The sequence below is a fragment of the Bacillus fungorum genome, assembly GCF_002746455.1.
GTDB classification, from domain to species: Bacteria; Bacillota; Bacilli; order Bacillales; family Bacillaceae_G; genus Bacillus_A; species Bacillus_A fungorum.
Map to the genome: position 1 here is coordinate 182,116 of NZ_NWUW01000002.1, position 20,472 is coordinate 202,587.

Below are 20,472 nucleotides of genomic sequence, written 5' to 3' on the forward strand. Positions count from 1 at the left end.
TTGGACTAGTTATTTATATAGGTTAATGGAATTTAATTACGTAACTACTGAAACATTTTAAAGGAAAACAATTTGAGAAAGATATTGTACGGATAGCCAGTACCTCCTATTGTTGTTTTTTGTTTGATAGCGAAGTAAAGAGTGTATATAAATTCAATATAGATTGTTTTTATAATATAATTTATATGAGGTTTTCTTGATAATATAATGCAGGAGATTATAGTGTTATTAGGTTATTAAGAACATTTAATGCTGTTTCATAACTGAAAGGGAATTGAAAAAAAACTGAAACTTTTCTCATAAAAATTCAATCTAACTTGAAAAATGAAAGGAAAATGAAATTTTCCAAAAGATATTCTTTGTTAAGATAAAAAGCATACATACAAAAAGTATTGACATATCTTAAAAATGTATTTTCAAGATATAGTGGGGGAAAAGATGAGATTAGAAAAACAATTAATAAAAAAGATGTATTATGAAACATTCCTAATGGAGAATGAAACAAAACCAATTCTTGACGTACTTGGACAAGCTTATGTAAACGAAGAAAAAAATGAGATTTCTGATGGGTCTTATATTCGTTTTGCACAAGGTGAATTTTATTATCGCCATCAAGATTTTGAAGCAGCTATTTTTAAATGGGAGAAGGTTAGTAATGAATTAGCACCATGGGCACAAAAAAATATTGCGGATGCTTATTTCGAACTTAATCAATTATCATTTGCTGAAAATATTTATACTTCCATTACTACTGATAATAAAATATTGATGACCGAAATTAGACTACAATTACTTTCTCTTTACATTGAGCAAAATAATTTTGAAGCAGCTTTCGGTGTTATTAAAGAAGCAGTTTCTTTAAATCCTGATTATCCGAACGTCACAAAAATTGCCCGCTCCTTTTATGAGGAACAGCAAGATTTTGATAGTGCAGTAGAGCTTGCTGTGAATGAGTTAATTCGAATAGAATCGTATCCGTGGTTTGAGGTGTTAAAAGGATATATCGATAAAGGGTTTACTAAACATATTTCACCAGACTATTTTTATGATGCATTAGCTACATTAAATAATGTAGATCAAGTACAATTTACACAAATGGTTTCATCACTTTGGAACAGTTATAAAGATGAACAAAATTATTTATTATGGCTTAATACAATAAATGAATTTTTCTTACATATTGAAATACATTCGTCCGATATATGGAACAAAGTTTCTGCTCTTTACGAAGAAACGTACTTTGCATTAATTCAAGGTCAATATACGCTTAGACAATTAAACGATATCATACCAAATCTGTTAGCAAATTGGTTAAAGGTAGTCAATCCATCTTATGCTGTATTTCCATCTGCAGCTGTATTGGCATGGGATGAGATTTTCCCTTCCAAAATAGATTCAGCAAATATAGAACATGCGGAAAACTTACTGTCACATTCTATTAATCATGTAAATGGCTTAGAGTACAGCTTACACCTTTTTGAATCTATTACACAGTGGGCACAAAAGCACAATATAGAAATAGGTCACCGATTTAAATGGTTAGTTGACGAACTCGCAGATTTAAGAACAAATCGTATTTTAGTAACGGGAACTTCAGGAAACGGAAAAACTACATTTATTAACTCTATATTAGGAGAAAATATATTAGAAAAATCAATTTCAAATGTAGTAGTTTTAAAAAATGATGCTCATATAGAAATAAACGCCATAACAGACTCAGCAATTACAACAACGGAAGATATCTCTGATTACCATAATATGATATCTCAGCACCATCAAACATATAGAGATAGAGCGTGTGTTGAATTTAAATTACCATGCAGATTTTTAAATGAAAATAAACTTACATTTGTAGTGACACCTGGCTTTAATAGAAATAATGACACTAGAGATGAAATATTCGAATATTTAAATTCTGTAGACGAATTACTGTTCGTATTGAATGCGGATTCACCTTTTACTGATAAAGAACGTGACATTCTATTAAGTATTCAAGAACATACACCAAATTTACAAATTCATTTCTTATTAAATAAAATCGATAACATTTACAGTGAAGCAGAAGTGAAAAGAGTATTATATGATACGGCAGCGAGAATAAACACATATTTTCCGCATGCGAGAATTTTCCCTTACTCTTCGTTATATACAAGTAGTCAACAATTAAATGATTTAACGGAGTTTATTCATTTTAACTTTAATCATAAACATATCGATGTAGAACGTACTGAAAAGCTATTGTTTTTCATTCGAAAAACAATTACATATCTTTTGGATAAACGGGTTGAGAAAGAAAACAATCTAGTGGATGCTATTAATTGGAATGAAGATATGCTAGTTAAACTAAATGGTTGTATTAATAACCTTACTGTATTTGAGAAGGAAAAAATTCATCTCATTACAAAATCATATCGTACAATGAAAACTGAAATTACAAATGATCTTACCGAAAATATTCCGAAGATATTAAAGAGTTGTTCCAATTTAATTAGTGAAGAAAGTGATTTCGGGCACATGGATACGGAACTAAATAAAGCAATGAATGAAAGAGTGCAAAAATATTTAGAACAAACTGTATTACCTAATCTTGCTCTTTCTATGCAAAATTGGATTGCAACTTCTAATAATGAGCTCCTTCAAGGTCAATCATATTTAGACGAACTCAGTGAAGGACTTAATTCTTTATTTGGAGAAAATCGAATACAGCTAGAATGTGATTTTAAAGTGCTTGATGACTGGCGCAGAGATACTGACAGAATGACGACTAGAATACAAATGGATGAAGTAAATATATTACGTCGATTTACGCCAGCACAATTTTTACTGAAAAGTGCCGGTAAATTATTTGGAGTTCTCCCTAAAAACAAAGCTATGCTATATAACAAATACAAACAGTATGTAGATAATGAAGATTATACCGAAGTAACGGCTTCTATTATGAAGAAATTTTTCTTGCAATTTGAGCTATTTGAAAACACGCAAGAGCGGGATATTAATATATTCTTTAGGAATCCATTTAACTCCTTGAAGCAAGCTGTAGAAAACACGCATTTAGAAATACAAGAAAAACAAGAGATATTACATAAGATGAAATCAAATCCTGAAATCTATCATGATTCTATCATGCTCTTTGAATTGAGATTGCGTCAATGTGAAGTAATTTTAAATATAGGTGATGATAATACCTATATAGATGTAGCTTTAGAAACAAGCGTAGAATAAAAGTAAAATACATCAGATTTTTTATATGGAATTGCATCATGTGTTATAAGAAAGTAAAAGGGAGCAACTGTAATGAGTTGCTCCCTTTTCATATATAGATTATTTTTCAGTTTCTTTAATTTTAGTTTGTACTTCGCCAGTTTTAATTTTATTGCTTTCTGAGAAGCGTAATAAATCGCCTTCAATAATTTCGTCAGACATTTGTAATTCATTTTGTGCACGTTTAATGAGGGCTTGAGCTTCTTTTTTTGGTAAATCTACAATTTCACCTGTTATGCGATCATAGAAAGTGTTGTTTTTGTATGCATACTTATCTGTAACGAAGCTACCATCACGTAAAACAACAAAGCCAGTATATTCATCTGAAAACATATCATGGCCAAAACGGATATCATTCGTAGTATCAACCCCTAATAAATTTAGAATAGTAGGTTTCATATCGATTTGTCCCGTAGGCTTTGAAATAGTTTGACCTTCTGTTTGTTCAGGAATATGAATATATAAAGGTGTACGTTGTAAATTTAAAGTATCAAATTCTGTTATTTGATCCTTTTCTAAAAACTGTGCCATTGTACGATTATGTTTTTCAGAGATGCCATAATGATCACCGTATAACACAATAATAGAATCATCATACATTCCCTCGGCTTTTAAACGCTCAATAAATTTTTTAATGGATTCGTCTAAGTAACGTGCTGTTACGATGTAACGATCAAATACGCTATTAGCAGAGTTATATGGTTCAATGAATTTTGTATCTTCATCATACGTAAATGGATAATGGTTTGTTAAAGTAAGGAAGCGAGCATAAAATGGTTGATCAACAGTTTTTAATATATCTACTGATTGATCAAAGTATTCGATATCTTTTAATCCCCAATTTAAATTTGTTTCGGGCGTAATTTTGTAATCAAGTTCATTATAGTAACGATCATAACCGAGAGCAGAGTACATGATGTTACGATTCCAAAATGTGGCGTTATTCGCATGGAATACAGAAGTGAAATAACCTTGCTGACGTAAAATTTCTGGAGTCGCAGTATAATCATTGTTACCGTGTGTGAAAAATACAGCTCCTCGATTTAATGGATACAACGACGTATCGATTAGAAATTCAGAATCGGATGTTTTCCCTTGACCAGTTTGATAGAAGTTAAAATATTTGATTGCTATTTTAATGAAAGAAATTAAATATCAGATAAATATTTTCCAACATACAACCCACTTGCAGCAGCTTGAGATAATGAATGAGTGACGCCTGAACAATCTCCAACTAAAAATAGTCCATTCACACTTGTTTCAAAATAGTTATTGATTTTTATCGTAGGAGCATAGAACTTTCCGTCAATTCCATATAATAAAGTATCTTTATCGATTGGTTCTTGGATAAATTGTTCTAAGCGTAATAAAAACTCTTTAAGTCCTTCAATATATAATGGAGGAATTTCTGTATTCAAATCTCCATAATCTCCTTGTAGTGTAGGCTGTATACGGTTATGTTTCATGTCGTTCGTTGTTGTAGGCTGTTTATTTAGTAAGTCCTCTAAGCGCTGTATAACAATCCGATCTCGTCCTTGGTTAATGTTTTTAATAATTGAACTTGCGTATACATTTGTTTCTTTGAGAGTTGGAAAATAGCGAGGAATAAATAAAGTGAAATTTAAGTTAGAAGTGCCAGTTCCTTGCTCTCGAAAATTTTGACCGTCAGGCATAACTAAACCTTCTTCGTACTTCCGAATGATGCGTCCTTTTGGATTCATACAGTAAGTAGTTGCTGTGAAATGCTCACCTTGATAAGAAAGTTTTGTTTCAAAAGTATCTTTTAATATAGAACGTAATTGATGTTCTTTCATTTCTACTCTAATTCCTAAATCTACACGTGTTTGCTCCTGAGAAATATTTAGAGAACTGCACATTTCTTTTAACAAATTGGCCCCAGAGCGCCCAGTTGCAAATACTAGTTGCTTAGATTGAACTGTTCCTTCATTTGTCTCTATTGTAAAATGATCTTTCTGTTTCAGAATATGTTGTACATCTATATGAAATTGGATCTTTATTTTCGTCAGTAAAAATTCATAGAGCTGCTGAAAAATGTTACTGGAAAGTGTAGTACCAAGATGTCTTACTTCTGTTGTTAGCATTTGTAAACCACACGCTTCAGCTCTCTTAGTGAGACTTGAATTTTCAGTAGAATATTTTGAGACAGAACTTCCGCCAAACTGACATAGAATTTCATCTACTTCAGCCATGAGTTGTATAAAGCCCTCTTTACCGACTTTTTGCTCAAGTTCTCCGCCAAATCCGTTTGTATAATTAAATTTCCCTTCAGATTTTCCTAAACCACCAAACCCGAAATATTTATCACATGTAGTACAAGTACACACTTTTCCGTCGTCTAAAGGACAATGGCGATCTTCTAGCGCTTTACCTTTATCAAGAATTAAAACTTTTTTGTTACTTTTAGCTAGTGAATAAGCCATAAAAATGCTACTTACTCCAGCGCCAATAATGGTAACATCATACATATTCTTTCACCTGCTAACGAATAGTTTGTTTTTTATTTTTCTAGTGTATAACAATTTTATGAAGTTAAGAAATAGCTTTTATTAATAAAGTGGGAGTTTTTGAACTTGATGCATTTTCATTTCTTCGACTGGTGGAGTAAATACAAATGTTTGCATTTGAAAGAAGAGATAGTTTTAAAAGATTACTATGTCATATGATTAATAAAATCTTACATATAAAAAAAACAGACCTTTTAAGTGAATAGGTCTGTTAATGAATTTAAATCTTATTTAGCGAAGACGTGGTTACCGATTACTGCTATTGTTTGACGTGTCGTAATCCATTTGTCTGTTGATGTTTTCGGATTATAGAAATAAAGCCAATCAGAATGTATTCCATTTGTGGAGATAGCCTCTTCTACAGCCATTTTTGCTTCTGCGCTTGCTGGTTGATTAATTCTTCCATCTGTAACAGGAGTAAATGCATATCCGTATTTAATAGGTTCATAAATAACGCCTGTTATTGTATTTGGAAAACCTTTTGCGTTTACACGGTTTAGTATAACTTTCGCTACTGCTACTTTTCCTTTATATGATTCGCCACCTGCTTCAGCAGTAACTAAGCGTGCCATTAAGTCTTTTTCTTTTTCTGAAATGCTTGAGTTTATTTTTATATGTTGTCCTGTATAAAGCTTGTTTCCGACTATATTGTTAATTTGTTTTATAGATTGAACGGTAACATTGTAACGCTTTGCTATCGTTACCAATGAATCTCCCGGTTGTACTTGATAAATAATTTGCTCAGAAATATTCGCAGGTTTGGCGTTTTGGCGAACAGTGATTTCATTTGAGTTGACGGAACCTGGAATATGTAACTGTTCGCCAATGAAAGTTTGATCGTTTCCTTTATTATTAGCCTGTTTAATGGATTGTATTGAAACTCCGTATTGTTTACTAATGCCCCAAAGTGTATCGTTCTTTTTTACTGTATGAATGGTAGAAGCTTCAGCTGTACTTTGACTACATACGAATGTAATTGCAGCCGCAGATAAAGGGATTATATGTTTTATTTTTAGTAATTTCATTGTAAATCCTCCTAAGAAAAAATTAAGGTGAAACTATTAAGTAATGTAGTTTGAAATATATATATGCGTAATATATTAATGTAAGTATATTAGCACATACAAAATAAATAATCACCATAAGTTTCATATTCGTGTAGTGTAGAGTCCGAATATGAAATATTGCATATGAAAATACATTGAAGTTCATATTTTTGATTACTATAATCTATTTAGTAGAAAGGGAATACGTTATAGAAATAAAATCATTATAAATTAATATAATGATTAATAATTATTACTAGGAGGATTGATGTAATGAAAATATTTCAAAAAATGTGTGCGTCAACTGTAATCATTACAACACTTTTAGGAACAGGAGGCACTGTCAATATTGTACATGCTGATTCTATAGAACATCAGAGTAAATTAGGGATAGAACAAGAAACAGATAAGCAAATCATTGTAAAATTTAGAGCAGATTTGAAATTGCCATATGAAGATGGTGTTGAAAAACAGATACAAGATCAAGCAAGTGATAAAGTACTAGAAGATCTTTTGGTAAAATATCCAGATGTAACATTTACTCGTTTATTTACATCCGTAAGTCCAGAAGAAATACAAGACCTTGAAGTGAAAGCACCTAATAATGTATCTACAAGTTTATTAAACTACTACATTCTTCAAAATCAAAATAGTGGGCATGAAGAAGAACTAGTAGGTAAATTAAAGGCATCTTCGTTAATAGAAGATGCGTATATTAAGAAACAAGAGAAAGTAATGCCACCTGAAGTGCAACTATCAAATGTATCTCTTAATCCTAATAATAATCCTAGATTTAAAAAACAAGGTTATCTTGAAGCAGCTCCATACGGTATTAATGCGCCTTTCGCCTGGGGAGTTCAAGGTGGTAATGGAAATGGTATAACCTTTGTTGATATGGAATATGGTTGGTTATTAAATCATGAGGATTTAGTACATCAAAATATTGAGTTAATGTCTGGAATAAATATAGATCAACATGTCGGTCATGGGACGTCTGTACTAGGAATTGTATCCTCTGAGGACAATGAACTTGGGAATATTGGGATTGCACCAAAAGCGAAAGCAAAGGTGATTTCTCAAATAAGAGATAATGGACAGTATAATACAGCTGATGCAATATTAAGTGCTGTGAATCAGTTAGAAGCTGGTGATGTTTTATTATTAGAGGCACAAGCTTCCTTTGATGGATATGGTAATAAATATTTACCTGTTGAAGTACAACCAGATATCTTTGATGCAATTCGTGCTGGTACAGATAAAGGTGTTGTCATTATAGAAGCTGGAGCAAATGGTTGGAATGATTTAGATCAATTTAAAGATAGAAATGGTAAACAAATTTTAAATCGTAATAGTAAAGATTTTAAAGATTCAGGTGCAATTATGGTAGGAGCGGGCTCTTCATCTTTCCCTCATGAGCGTATGTGGTTTTCGAATTATGGAAGCCGTATTGATGTGTATGGCTGGGGAGAAAACGTGGATACAACTACAGCTGAGCAAAGTCGAAGTGCTGTAAATCTTTATACAGCTAGCTTTAGTGGCACGTCGAGTGCTTCGCCTATTATTGCCGGAGCAGCGACTTTAGTACAAAGCATTGCTAAAGAAAATTTAGGACAACCATATAGACCGAGTGAACTAAGATCAATATTAAGCAACCAGAGCACAGGAACAAAGTCTAAAGATCCATATGTAGATAAAATTGGTGTTTTACCAGATTTGAAGTCTATACTAGTAAACTTAGGCTACGAACAAAGAAAACCAAACGGCGGGAATGAGTTACAAGTAACAGAAAATGAACCAAATAATGAGCCTAGACAGGCAAATAAAGTTAACATTCATACACGGGTGAAAGGAACGTTACATAATAGTGATAATGTAGATGTATTTAATTTCCAAATCGACTCGCCGGAAAATATTAATATTTCTCTACTAAATGAACAAAATATCGGAATGACATGGGTACTTCATCATGAATCAGATTTAAATAATTATGTAGCATATGGTGAAAATGAAGGAAATGTAATTAAAGGAACTTATAATGCAAAGCCAGGTAAATATTATTTATACGTCTATAAATATGAGAATAAAGATGGTTCATATGTATTGAACATAAATTAAATGAAAGGAACTTCAGATGAAGTTCCTTTAAATTATTCTAACTCAGGATATGTGAATGACTTTTTAACTTTACTTCTATGCAATATTTCATACTTATAAAATGGTATTTATTTTTTACTCACCAGATTATATTATATTCAATAAGTTTGATATAAAACAGAAAAAGGAGGAATAATAATGAGCAGTAAGAAATTTATTTTGAAATTATTAATATGTAGCACGATACTTAGTACCTGTATATTTGCTTTACATGATAAGCAAGTAATTGCAGCTAGCGCTGATAATGAGCTTGAAAATTGGTCAAAGTGGATGCAACCTATACCTGATAATATCCCGTTAGCACGAATTTCAATTCCAGGAACACATGATAGTGGGACGTTCAAGTTGCAAAATCCAATTAAGCAAGTATGGGGAATGACGCAAGAATATGATTTTCGTTATCAAATGGATCATGGAGCTAGAATTTTCGATATAAGAGGACGTTTAACAGATGATAATACGATAGTTCTTCATCATGGACCATTATATCTTTATGTAACACTGCATGAATTCGTAAACGAAGCGAAACAATTTTTAAAAGATAACCCAAGTGAAACGATTATTATGTCCTTAAAAAAAGAGTATGAGGATATGAAAGGGGCAGAAGGTTCATTTAGTAGTACGTTTGAAAAAAATTATTTTGTTGATCCTATCTTTTTAAAAACAGAAGGAAATATAAAATTGGGAGATGCTCGTGGGAAAATTGTACTACTAAAAAGATATGGTGGTAGTAATGAATCTGGAGGATATAATAATTTTTATTGGCCAGATAATGAGACGTTTACGACAACTGTAAATCAAAACGTAAATGTAACAGTACAAGATAAATATAAAGTGGGTTATGATGAGAAAGTAAAATCTATTAAAGATACGATCAATGAAACGATGAATAATAGTGAGGACTTACATCATCTATATATTAATTTTACAAGTTTGTCTTCTGGTGGTACAGCATGGAATAGTCCATATTACTACGCCTCTTACATAAATCCTGAAATTGCAAACCATATAAAACAAAAGAACCCTACAAGAGTAGGCTGGATCATTCAAGACTACATAAATGAAAAATGGTCACCATTGCTGTATCAAGAAGTTATAAGAGCGAATAAGTCACTTATACAAGAATCAAAATGATGAGAGTAAGAAGTGATAAAATATGTCGCTTCTTATTGAAAATACAGTTTGTCTTGTAAACGGGGCAATTTTCGAATTATCTCAATCGATGTTTCATTATGAAAAGGCCAAACTTTTAAATCGGATCAATTTCAAGTGAAAAATGAATATAATTAACTTTACGAAAAAGCAACTAATCATAAGGGATCAGTTGCTTTTTATTTTCAAAGTGGATGAGCAAAAAAACACAAAAGTGGTTGGTCCGTTTTTTACAAATATCCATTATGATAAGAGAAGAAAGGTAGTATGTTATTAACGTTTTAAAGAGGAAATTCTTTATTAAAATAAATTGTCTTTAGAGAGGTGAAAATACAATGATTTTTGCAATTTCACTAGTGGTTATTATTGTAATTGGATCGCTGTTTGGGACCGTGCTAGTTGCACGAAATGTGGAGGAGAATTACGGCAAGTCTACAAAGAGAAATGTGAAAAATTTATCTGCAATCTATATTCTCCTTCTTTTTGTTCTACTGATAGGGGTAACATGGTATGCGGTAATAATTTGATAGTTTGTAACAGAACTGAAACGAGAGCATGAAGCTGGAATTTCAGAAGCTATCGAGTGATCAGAAAGGAAGCTATTTTAATATATTTATTTTAGGATAAAATTAATACTATTTTTACGGTGAATACTGTTAGTAATAAATTGAGGATAGTTCGTTTTGAAAGGAGGCAACTATATGGAATGGAAACCAAATCGTGCAGATAAGACGCCTGTATATAAACAAATAGCAGATTATATTGAAAGGGGTATTTCTTCAGGTGAGTTTCCTTCTGACAGTAAGTTACCTTCTGAGCGTATGTTAGCAAAAGAATTACAGGTGAATCGGAGTACAATAGTAGCTGCATATGAAGAATTAAAATCGCTTGGAGTAGTAGAACGGCAAAAAGGAAGCGGAACACGGGTGAATACAGACATATGGGGTGTTTCACATAAACGAATACCGAACTGGGGTAGGTACGTTGAGGATGGATCGTTCTTACCTAATGTACCACTCGTTCAACAAATTAGAACGGAAACACAAAAAGATGACTTAATTAATTTAGCGAGTGGTGAATTGTCACCAGAATTAATTCCGAGTGATAGATTCCGAACGATTTTGTCGGAGAAAACATTTATGGAAAACCTCGGTTATGACCATCCACTTGGAAATGAAATGTTGAGAAAAACAATTGCAGCACATGTTCAGCAATATAAACAAATTGAAGCAGATTCGAATTCTATCCTTATTACATCTGGAGCACAACAGGCACTTAATCTTATCGTTCAATGTTTATTAAAACCTGGCGATGCGATTGCAATTGAGGACCCTTCGTATTGTTTCTCACTGCCGATGTTTAAATCTGCTGGCTTAAAAATATTCCATTTATCTGTTGATGAGCATGGAATGAATCCAGATGATTTAATTGATTTGCATAAAAAGCATCGTATTCGTATGGTATTTTTGAATCCGGATTATCAAAATCCAACTGGAACTGTACTTTCATTAGCAAGACGTAAAAAGATTTTAGAATTGTCTTCTGAATTTGGTATACCGATTGTAGAAGATGATCCGTATAGTTTAACGTCATTTAATGGGGAAGTGAATCCAACATTAAAATCAATGGATCAAAACGGAAATGTTCTTTATATAAGTTCATTATCAAAAATTGTTGCATCAGGATTACGTATTGGTTGGATAATTGGCCCTACACGTGTAATAGAACGTTTAGCGGATGCGAAGCAGCAAGTTGATTTTGGCCATAGCGTATTTACGCAGTGGGTGGCAAATCAATTTTTAGAATCAGAAGATTTTCATGCACATATTACAATGCTTCGTGGACAATTGAAGGAAAGAAGAGATGCGTTAATTAAAAAGCTTGAAGAAATATTAGGGAATCAGGTTGAATTTTTTGTTCCAGAGGGTGGAATACATTTATGGTGCAAAGTGCAAGGAACGTTTGATGAATATCATTTATTAGGTGAATCTATACGAAATGGTGTAGCATTCGTTCCTGGAAGTGTTTTAGGTTCTAAAAGTGAATATATTCGTTTTACTTTTGGGAGAGTAGACGTCGAACAAATTCAAGTTGGCATTACGAGGTTTGCGGAAACGTTAAATAAGATTTCATAATAGTGATGCGTAATATTGAAATGAGGGAAAGAAATGAAGTATGTGACGCTTTTACTTCAAGTAGGCGTGCTATATGTATTTAGCTTAGTTGGTACATGGATTCAGGGAGTATTCCATCTATCAATGCCAGGAAGTTTAATAGGGATGTTAATGTTGTTTCTACTCCTTTCTATTCGTATTTTACCATTAAAGTGGTTTGAGGAAGGTGCGGAAAAGTTAATCGTATTTTTACCGTTATTTCTAATTCCTTCGACAACAGGTTTGATGGAATACGGGTATTTTCTTTTTAATAAGGGGAGTGTTATATTCCTTTTAGTAGTTGCAAGCACGGTAGTAACTTTGATTGTTTCAGGGTATATAAGTCAATTAGTAGTAACATCAAAAAAATAAAATCGATAAGGTGCACGATGCAAATGGTCTTAATTATTATTACTGTAGTAATGTATATATTGGCGACAAAGTTATATAAAAAATGTACGTTTCCATTTACGTTACCGGTGTTAACAGTTACAGCGAGTATGATTTGCTTATTTCTGATTTTTGGAATTTCTCATCATGAATATAGGGGAAATGGGGGAGATATTCTTTCCGGCTTATTAAGTCCTGCAATTGTAGCGTTAGCGATACCTTTATTTAAAGAGCGAAAAATACTTATGAAAAACTTTTTTTCGATTCTTATCGGCGTAGCAGTAGGTATAGTAGCTTTAACGAGTATGAATGTAGTGATTGGTGAGATGTTAAATATAGATAAAGAACTCATATTAACGACACTCCCGCAATTAGCGACAATGCCTATCGCCATTTCATTATCGGATCAAATTGGGGGCATTCCATCTATGACTTCTAGTTTTGTAGTTGTTGCAGGAATAACCGGTGCTATTATCGGACCAACAGTACTAAAGTTTTTCCGTATAACTAGTACGATTGGAAAAGGAGTGGGGATGGGCTGCGCATCACATATTATCGGTGTGAGTCGTCTTGTGAAGGAAAGCGAGAAAGAAGCAACGATCGGTTCGGTAACGATGATTGTAACTGGAATACTCATTAGTGTATTTATACCGTATGGAACGAAATTTATATTTTAACATGTAATGGAGATGATGAAAATGACAACATGGTTTATAGTTACATTATTTATTTTTGGCGCTTTTAAAGTACTAGTTTCTAGTATGCCAACTTCTGTTGTAGAATCAATTATTAGTAGATTTGAATTGCATCAAAAACTTGAGGAAGAGAATACCTCTATATCGATAGACGGAAAGAATATAGAGGGGGAAATGAAACTACAAGTTATTCATGAATTTAATGAGGCATTATTTTTAGATAAACATTATTTCCCGCCGCATGGGGAAGGAACACCAATCGTTATTAATACAAAGAAAGGAAATAAAGAAATTAGGTTTTCTCTGTATAGCCATGAGGAACATGTTGATGTAATAAAGCAATATAAGAAGAAAATCGTTGCCTATCGTTTACGTTCTAAAAGTCTTCAAAATCCTACATCATTAGCAGTAACTGAAGATTATGCTTAAGAAGAGGTCTATAATGGTCTCTTTATTTTTGTATGAAATGATATACTTTCCAAATAAAAGAAAAGAAAATTATATAGCCAAATAAAGAATATGTATGATTCCAATCCACACTATGAACAAATAAACCTAATCTTTCAGCAATCTGTTCAAAAATGCTAGCACAAATACCTATTGAAACAATAAATAGAATTCTAGAAACTGTAGATAATTTTTTTGAAATTTGTATGAAAATCGTTGTTAAAATCGGTAGTATAAACAAAGTAAAGCCAATGTTAACTGAAAATATGGATGAGAATGGTCTAACCGGAAAGGAATATATTTGTTTCGCAACAAAGAAGGTATCTAAGCAAGTTCCGATAATAGAAGATAGTATGATTGTAATGACTAATGCGAAAAGATTATTCTTCTTCTCGAAGGAGAACATTTTTCTTTGCAAGAATGGCGAGCTCAATTTTTTCGAGTGTTTTACAGTAGTCTTCTGTAATTTGTCCATGTATCTTTTCCTCCTTATCAGTTAAATAATGTATGATTTGCCAGTCGTTAAACCAATCTTCATATTCTGTTTCTTCATGTTTTATATTTTTCCATGCATAAATAAGTGCGGGGCTATATATACGGTAGGCACCACTTTTTAACTGGCATTTTTTTATTTTTCGTTTATAAAACTCTCTTGAAAAGGATTCATTTACGCTTGAAAATAAATGTGGCCAATAATCTTTTCGTGATCCAGTGTGTGGATGAGTGTCAGCCCATTGTAGTATACGAGCTAAAACATGATTATCATGAAATAATAATGAATATAATCTTTTTCCGAGCAAAATTCGTTCGTGTAAGGAAGTGAAATGTTTCATTGTATCACCAATTAATATTGTTTTTTGTATAGGATTTTCTTCACAGAAAGGGAAGAGGATATGATTAAATTGAAAGAAATCAAAAAGTTTGAATCCAATATTATTTAGAACATTTTTTTGGAAGTGTTTATTTTGAATCACTCTTTTTTCTAAGTAGTTTTGTTCATTAATAATAGTCGCAATTGCTAATAGTTGTTTGTTTCCAGTTTTCAAAAAAAATCTCCACATCGTTTCCATAAAGGTTGACACATTGAGATGAGGGAGGAGATGAAAAAGATTTTTGGATTTTTTCACACTCTGTTCATATAATAAAAATTGTGGATACACATCTTGAAAGATAAGCCAATTTCCCCGTTCTAAAAAAGAAAAGAAAGTAAATTGATCTTTCTCAGATAACAACTTCGTATATAAATCCCCCTTTAAATCTGTCATGTTCCAACCACTGTTACGCGATACCATATGTCCAAGTAATGCCCACTGTATTTCAGGATATCTTTTGTAAAATTGATAGTAAGCACGAGTTCTTGTAACATTATTTTGATTTAATAATTCTGTTCTTTCTTTAATTGTATGTATTAATATTTCTTCTTCTTTCGAAAGGGGATAAAGGGAGCTATTTGCGTTGGTGCATTTTTGTTTTAGCTCATTTTTTATTGAGAAGAGGGATAGAGGAATGTTTTTGTAAAGTTTATTATTTGGATTGTCGTGGTACATATAAAACCCTCCTATTTCAGTCTGTTATCATAAATGTATTAGTAACTACTTACATAAATGATATGTGAAGGAAATGAAAAGTTGCAAAGTACAGAAAAAGGAAAGAAGATACGGACTCTTCTTTCCTTTTTCTTGTATGTATTTGCGCTAAAGATTATAACGTAAAGCTATAGAGAATGAACACCTTTTTTGAGAAGAGTAGAAAATGAATCAGCATGAATAGGCTTACTGTAATAGTAACCTTGAATAAATTTACATTTATTTTTTTGAAGGAAATTCACGTGTTCTTTCGTTTCTACACCTTCAGCAATGACAGACATTTCTAATGTATGTGCTAATGTGATAATTGTTTTAATAATTTCCATTCCATCTTCACACGTTTCAGACATTGTAATAAATTCTCTTGGGATCTTTAACGTATCTATTGGATATAAAGGTAAATACGCTAGTGAAGAATAACCTGTACCAAAGTCGTCGATTGAAATGTGAACTCCTAAACTTTTTAGTGTGCGCAGTTTTATCAATGTTTCTCGCTCATCCATCATGGCAATTCGTTCTGTTAATTCTAGATCGAGAGAACTTGCTGGTAAGCCTGTAGTTGCTAATGTAGCAGAAATAGTCTTTATAAAATCTTCTTGTTCAAATTCTTTAGCAGATAAATTTACACCTATTTTTAAATGAGAATACCCGAGTGCGTGCCAACGTTTCATTTGTTCACAAGCCTGTTCTAATGTCCATTTTCCGATTGGAATAATTTGTAGCGTTTCTTCTGCAATCGGAATAAACTCGTATGGAGAAATAACGCCTAATTCAGGATGATTCCACCTAATTAGAGCTTCTGCACCGATAATTTTATTAGATTCACTATCAACTTGAGGTTGGTATAAAAGGAACAATTCTTCATTTTGTATTGCGTTTGGTAAATCTTTTTCTAATCGTAATCGTCTTTCAATTTTTTTAGCAATTACATCGTCATAAATAGAGACAGAGTTAAGCTCTTTTGCCTTTGCATCATACATTGCAACATTAGCGTTTTTCAAAAGTGTAGCGGTATCGATTCCAGAATGTGGATAAATAGCGATGCCGATACTCAGTGATAAAGTTAATTTATGCTCATGTATGACAAACGGCTTGTTCATGCATTCAAATAATTGGTTACACAACTGGAATAAGGAATCTTGGTCAGTATAGTTTTCAATTAAGATTGTAAATTCATCGCCACCGATTCTTGATACATGAGTATGTGTTGGAAGACATGATTGGAATCGCTTTGCTACTTCTTCTAATATGTAATCCCCTGACGAATGTCCAAGTGTATCATTAATTGATTTAAAACGATCTAAATCTAAATATAATAATGCAAACTCACTTTGCGTTAATTTAGCATCTTTTATAACTTTTTTTAATTTCTTATGGAAAAAGGCACGGTTCCCAATTTTTGTTACAGTATCATGGAATGCGAAATACTTTATTTCTTCTTGCTGTTTTTTTAATGCGGTAATATCTTTTACCATAATATAGCTTCCTGAAATTTGTCTGTCTATCATAATAGGGACAATTGTAACGTATAAGAAATAAGTAAAGCTATCTTTATATTGAGAACGTAGTTGTAGGGATGCCGATTCTTGTTGTTTCACTTTTTCTAATGCAGATGCTAGTTTATGTTTATCTTCTTCTAAAATAATCGAAAAACAAGTTTCACCGAGTAACTCATCCGTTGGTGCTCCAAGTAGTATACTCCCAGCTTTATTTACATTTAAGAATATTCCATTTAAATCAATCGTAAAAATAGGGTCAGGATGATATTCATATAGTGATTTAAATTTTTGTTGTTTCTGAGATAGAGCCTCTGATTTATGAACTAAATCAGAAGTTCGTAAAGTCACTTTTTCTTCTAGTTGAGCATTAAATGCCTGTAAACGTTTTGTTAGGGAATTGTTTTGCATACGTACAATAGAATGACGAATGAGTACGAAAATAAAAGTAATACAATTTCCCGTAATGAGAGTTGAAGATGATGTTTGTTCTTTTAATGTAAACCCGATTAGTATTGCAACGGCAAGATAGGGAAATACAACTAAAGCTTTTTTTCCTATTATAGGGTTAACAATGAAATAATTTTTATGGCTATTATGATCTTTTGAAATAGATCCAGCTATTGCAATAAGTAATATAGGTATTCTATATAAAAGACGTAATAATGTTATCGTTTCAGTTGATAAATGGTTATTTAGGTAAACATAAATATAGTTAAAAGTTGCAGAACTTATTAATACAAAAATAAAGATGTAAATTTTCCGTTTGGAATTAAAAATTGTTGGACGGAAAAAGAGACTAATACCTAGTAGAAGAAATAATAAATCTGCAATTGGATATAGAAATGAAAGGAAAACATCTCCTAGTGAAAGAGAGAATATATTTAAATTTGGTTGATTAAATAAATACCACTCCAATGTGAATATGGAAGTAAGTACTATGCATATATCACAAATAAAGAACGCTTTTTCCCATTTATTGCATTCTTTTAAGATTTTATAGCAGAAAGCGATAAGACAAAAGAGTAGAAAAAACATGTAAAATACATCAGAAATTGTAAAACGATGTATTGGAATTTCGAAGAATCTATCTTGATATGTATATACTATTTTTCCTAATAAAAAACTACCAATTGCAATTGTGATACATATCCAAAACGGGTTTGAACTGACTTTTTTAGAATATATAGAGTAAATTAGTGATACAAATGTAATAGCTTCAACAATAAGTGAAGCGAAGCGTACATCTGAATTTGAAAAATGAGTAGGGAACAGATAAAAAAACATAAAATAGATTGAATAACATATTAATGTTCCAATTAATATATATAGTTGTAAATTTTTATTTAATTTCAATAAAATCACCTTCTTTAATTTTGCACTATATTCGTAATATCTATACATAATAATATTATTTAAGAATTGTATCAGATTTCCTTATAAAAATCATGTTTATAAGGAAAGTGTTGAAAAGTATAATTATTCTTAAGGTTTAAAAATATCACGTTTAATAGTATATACTGCATCAAAATTTAAAATAGAAATTGTATATTTAGTCATCATTTGAATTCTAAAGGTTTCTTATTAGTTCGCAAGTAAATATGCATAATTGCATAAGTGAAACTGATTCCATTTTATGTAAAAATATTTTGTTATAAAGTATGAAGTAAACTTTTGTATGTATTTATTCTTATCCTAATGAGGAATTTCAAAAAGAGGTTACGTATATACAATAATACGTAAGCATGTATGAAATTTTTAGTATGACAGGAAAAGCATGAAGAATTGGGTGAAGTTTCGAATAGCACGTCCAACTAATCAGTTCGAAAAGGTTATAGCATTCTATGAAAAGGGTGTAGGTTTAAAACGTATAGGTGAATTCTACGATCATGAAGGCTGTGAGGGGATTATGTTTGGACTCCCAGATGAAGAGTATCATTTAGAATTTACAAGACATCTTGACGGGATTCCTTGTCCAGCTCCAACAAAAGATAATTTACTTGTATTTTATATGAGTGAAGATAGTGAAATGAAAAAAGTGAGTAAAAGGCTGCATGCATTGGGATATGATGAAGTCGAACCGGAAAACCCATATTGGAAAGATAAGGGGATAACGATAGAGGATCCAGATGGCTGGAGAATTGTGTTGATGAAACTAGAGGAATAATGTGTAATGAAGCTTGAAGTTCAAGTAGAGGGAAATACGTAAAAGAGCTTTCTTTTGAGGGGATAAACTCATGGAAGGCTTTTTTGTTTATAATCTGAAAAATAAAATTTGAAATCATATTCTGAAAAGTTATAAAATAAGAACGTATATTCCTGTTGGTTTGAGAGGGTTGTCTGTAAAGATGAATAGAAAACTAGGGGGCTTTTTTTATGATATGCAGGATTAAGGATGCAGAAATATATTATGAAATTATTGGCGAAGGAAAACCAGTCATTATCATACATGGCTGTGCTCCTGATCATAGGCTAATGCAGAGGTGCATGGAATCAGTATTCCAAAAATATAAAGGTTACCAAAGAATATATATTGATTTACCTGGCATGGGGAAATCGAATGCTCCAAATTGGATAAATAGTTCAGATCATATATTAGAACTGTTAATTGCATGTATTGAAGAAATCATTCCAACGAAAAACTTTTTATTAGTAGGAGAATCTTATGGTGGATATTTAGCTAGAGGTATACTCACAAAGCTGTTTGAAAGAGTTAACGGATTACTATTAGTATGCCCTGTTGTTGTAGCGGAGCAAGAAAAAAGGATTATCCCGGATAAACAGGTACTTGTACAAGATAAGGAGTTTTTAAATACACTAACTTCTACTGATAGAGAAGAGTTTTGTGAGTTAGCAGTGGTCGCAAATGAATATACATATACGAGATTTAAAAAGGAGATTAAGCCAGGACTAGATATTGCTAATTATGAATTTATTGATAGATTGCAAAAAAATTACTCTCTTACTATGGATTTTCATCATAAGAAATATGAGAAATCAGTTCTTTTGTTAGCTGGAAGACAAGATGTATCGGTAGGTTATCAAGATATTATAGGAATTATTGATGATTATCCAAGAGCGACATTAGCGGTATTAGACATGGCAGGGTATAATTTGCAAATTGAACAGCCCGAATTATTCGAGAGTTTAGTAGGAGAATGGATTAGACGAACAGATCAGCAAAGTTTATAAAAGACGAATGAATATTTTCAAGGAGGAAGTATGAATACATATATCTATATGGTTAGGCATGGTGAATCACCAAAATTAGAAGGAGATGAAAGAACACGTGGATTAACTGAAAAGGGAAAAATGGATACTCATAGAGTGACTGACATATTAAAGATGGAGTTTAAAGAAGAACAATTAATGAATGTAGAGAGATTATGGAAAGCGGAATAAAATTGGTTGCATGGGTTTTATTGTAAAAGATACTTTTATAGCAAAATTTTCTTATTTGAATAGAAAGCATTTTTATCAACTATTTTTAGAATGTTAAATCAATAAATAATTATTCAGTATTTGAATAAATTATGGAGAAATTGGTTTAGGGAAACAATTTTAAAT

Annotated in this window: 15 protein-coding genes and 3 pseudogenes; 12 read left to right on the plus strand and 6 right to left on the minus strand. The window is 31.8% G+C overall.

The genetic code is table 11. The features are described from left to right. Positions 1 to 438: 438 nt before the first annotated feature. Complete coding sequence (locus CO726_RS03675) at positions 439 to 3,222, plus strand: dynamin family protein (RefSeq protein WP_099683329.1); 2,784 nt, start codon at positions 439 to 441, stop codon at positions 3,220 to 3,222. Between the two features lie 99 nt (positions 3,223 to 3,321). On the opposite strand, the pseudogene CO726_RS03680 reads toward CO726_RS03675, so the two are convergent. From CO726_RS03680 to CO726_RS03690, 3 genes and pseudogenes are all read right to left on the minus strand, one after another. Beyond that, positions 3,322 to 4,377 (minus strand): annotated as a pseudogene (locus CO726_RS03680) (LTA synthase family protein); the annotation flags it as partial. Between the two features lie 32 nt (positions 4,378 to 4,409). Next, a complete protein-coding gene (locus tag CO726_RS03685; RefSeq protein WP_099683330.1) occupies positions 4,410 to 5,747 on the minus strand; it encodes an NAD(P)/FAD-dependent oxidoreductase in 1,338 nt (445 codons plus the stop codon). Between the two features lie 266 nt (positions 5,748 to 6,013). Continuing rightward, entirely contained in the window at positions 6,014 to 6,811 is a 798-nt protein-coding gene (locus CO726_RS03690) for a cell wall hydrolase (RefSeq protein WP_099683331.1), read from the minus strand. A 294-nt stretch (positions 6,812 to 7,105) separates the two neighbouring features. On the opposite strand from CO726_RS03690, the gene CO726_RS03695 reads away from it, so the two are divergent. The 8 genes and pseudogenes from CO726_RS03695 to CO726_RS03730 all read left to right on the plus strand — a co-directional run bounded on the left by CO726_RS03695 (position 7,106) and on the right by CO726_RS03730 (position 13,805). Then, entirely contained in the window at positions 7,106 to 8,947 is a 1,842-nt protein-coding gene (locus CO726_RS03695; RefSeq protein ID WP_099683332.1) for a S8 family peptidase, read from the plus strand. 177 nt (positions 8,948 to 9,124) lie between these two features. Beyond that, positions 9,125 to 10,120 carry a phosphatidylinositol-specific phospholipase C gene (locus tag CO726_RS03700; protein WP_099683333.1) on the plus strand — a complete coding sequence of 332 codons (996 nt, stop codon included), beginning with the start codon at positions 9,125 to 9,127 and terminating at the stop codon, positions 10,118 to 10,120. 25 nt (positions 10,121 to 10,145) lie between these two features. Continuing rightward, positions 10,146 to 10,259, plus strand: a pseudogene (locus CO726_RS03705) (GntR family transcriptional regulator); the annotation flags it as partial. Between the two features lie 214 nt (positions 10,260 to 10,473). Continuing rightward, positions 10,474 to 10,665: a hypothetical protein gene (locus CO726_RS03710; RefSeq protein WP_098761895.1), complete on the plus strand. Its 192-nt coding sequence runs from the start codon at positions 10,474 to 10,476 to the stop codon at positions 10,663 to 10,665. A 174-nt stretch (positions 10,666 to 10,839) separates the two neighbouring features. Beyond that, complete coding sequence (gene pdxR, locus CO726_RS03715) at positions 10,840 to 12,273, plus strand: MocR-like pyridoxine biosynthesis transcription factor PdxR (protein WP_099683335.1); 1,434 nt, start codon at positions 10,840 to 10,842, stop codon at positions 12,271 to 12,273. A 33-nt stretch (positions 12,274 to 12,306) separates the two neighbouring features. Beyond that, entirely contained in the window at positions 12,307 to 12,663 is a 357-nt protein-coding gene (locus CO726_RS03720; RefSeq protein ID WP_099683336.1) for a CidA/LrgA family holin-like protein, read from the plus strand. A gap of 23 nt (positions 12,664 to 12,686) precedes the next feature. Continuing rightward, complete coding sequence (locus tag CO726_RS03725; RefSeq protein ID WP_099683337.1) at positions 12,687 to 13,358, plus strand: LrgB family protein; 672 nt, start codon at positions 12,687 to 12,689, stop codon at positions 13,356 to 13,358. Positions 13,359 to 13,379: 21 nt separating this feature from the next. Then, on the plus strand, positions 13,380 to 13,805 hold the full coding sequence (locus tag CO726_RS03730; RefSeq protein ID WP_099683338.1) for a YfmQ family protein: 426 nt from the start codon (positions 13,380 to 13,382) through the stop codon (positions 13,803 to 13,805). Between the two features lie 22 nt (positions 13,806 to 13,827). On the opposite strand, the gene CO726_RS03735 is transcribed toward CO726_RS03730, so the two are convergent. The 3 genes from CO726_RS03735 to CO726_RS03745 all read right to left on the minus strand — a co-directional run bounded on the left by CO726_RS03735 (position 13,828) and on the right by CO726_RS03745 (position 18,261). Continuing rightward, the gene (locus CO726_RS03735) at positions 13,828 to 14,298 is read right to left on the minus strand and encodes a CBO0543 family protein (RefSeq protein ID WP_136699345.1); all 471 of its coding nucleotides are present in this window, start codon (positions 14,296 to 14,298) and stop codon (positions 13,828 to 13,830) included. Then, positions 14,204 to 15,370: a DUF2515 domain-containing protein gene (locus CO726_RS03740; RefSeq protein ID WP_099683339.1), complete on the minus strand. Its 1,167-nt coding sequence runs from the start codon at positions 15,368 to 15,370 to the stop codon at positions 14,204 to 14,206. The genes CO726_RS03735 and CO726_RS03740 overlap by 95 nt, the downstream gene beginning before the upstream one ends. Positions 15,371 to 15,537: 167 nt before the next feature. After that, on the minus strand, positions 15,538 to 18,261 hold the full coding sequence (locus CO726_RS03745; protein WP_136699367.1) for a putative bifunctional diguanylate cyclase/phosphodiesterase: 2,724 nt from the start codon (positions 18,259 to 18,261) through the stop codon (positions 15,538 to 15,540). Positions 18,262 to 18,682: 421 nt separating this feature from the next. On the opposite strand from CO726_RS03745, the gene CO726_RS03750 reads away from it, so the two are divergent. The 3 genes and pseudogenes from CO726_RS03750 to CO726_RS03760 all read left to right on the plus strand — a co-directional run. Beyond that, the gene (locus CO726_RS03750) at positions 18,683 to 19,072 is read left to right on the plus strand and encodes a VOC family protein (protein WP_099683340.1); all 390 of its coding nucleotides are present in this window, start codon (positions 18,683 to 18,685) and stop codon (positions 19,070 to 19,072) included. Positions 19,073 to 19,281: 209 nt separating this feature from the next. Next, positions 19,282 to 20,097, plus strand: a complete 816-nt coding sequence (locus CO726_RS03755) for an alpha/beta fold hydrolase (protein ID WP_099683341.1) — start codon at positions 19,282 to 19,284, stop codon at positions 20,095 to 20,097. Between the two features lie 30 nt (positions 20,098 to 20,127). Then, a pseudogene (locus CO726_RS03760) lies at positions 20,128 to 20,256 on the plus strand (histidine phosphatase family protein); the annotation flags it as partial. Between the last annotated feature and the right edge of the window lie 216 nt (positions 20,257 to 20,472).

Excerpts from the sequence above, each read along its gene's own strand:
- CO726_RS03730 (WP_099683338.1), top strand. The coding sequence starts at position 13,380 with ATGACAACATGGTTTATAGTTACATTATTTATTTTTGGCGCTTTTAAA.
- CO726_RS03675 (WP_099683329.1), top strand. The coding sequence starts at position 439 with ATGAGATTAGAAAAACAATTAATAAAAAAGATGTATTATGAAACATTC.
- CO726_RS03710 (WP_098761895.1), top strand. The coding sequence starts at position 10,474 with ATGATTTTTGCAATTTCACTAGTGGTTATTATTGTAATTGGATCGCTG.
- CO726_RS03695 (WP_099683332.1), top strand. The coding sequence starts at position 7,106 with ATGAAAATATTTCAAAAAATGTGTGCGTCAACTGTAATCATTACAACA.
- CO726_RS03720 (WP_099683336.1), top strand. The coding sequence starts at position 12,307 with ATGAAGTATGTGACGCTTTTACTTCAAGTAGGCGTGCTATATGTATTT.
- CO726_RS03725 (WP_099683337.1), top strand. The coding sequence starts at position 12,687 with ATGGTCTTAATTATTATTACTGTAGTAATGTATATATTGGCGACAAAG.
- CO726_RS03700 (WP_099683333.1), top strand. The coding sequence starts at position 9,125 with ATGAGCAGTAAGAAATTTATTTTGAAATTATTAATATGTAGCACGATA.
- CO726_RS03750 (WP_099683340.1), top strand. The coding sequence starts at position 18,683 with ATGAAGAATTGGGTGAAGTTTCGAATAGCACGTCCAACTAATCAGTTC.
- CO726_RS03740 (WP_099683339.1), bottom strand. The coding sequence starts at position 15,370 with ATGTACCACGACAATCCAAATAATAAACTTTACAAAAACATTCCTCTA.
- CO726_RS03690 (WP_099683331.1), bottom strand. The coding sequence starts at position 6,811 with ATGAAATTACTAAAAATAAAACATATAATCCCTTTATCTGCGGCTGCA.
- pdxR (WP_099683335.1), top strand. The coding sequence starts at position 10,840 with ATGGAATGGAAACCAAATCGTGCAGATAAGACGCCTGTATATAAACAA.
- CO726_RS03755 (WP_099683341.1), top strand. The coding sequence starts at position 19,282 with ATGATATGCAGGATTAAGGATGCAGAAATATATTATGAAATTATTGGC.
- CO726_RS03735 (WP_136699345.1), bottom strand. The coding sequence starts at position 14,298 with ATGGACAAATTACAGAAGACTACTGTAAAACACTCGAAAAAATTGAGC.
- CO726_RS03685 (WP_099683330.1), bottom strand. The coding sequence starts at position 5,747 with ATGTATGATGTTACCATTATTGGCGCTGGAGTAAGTAGCATTTTTATG.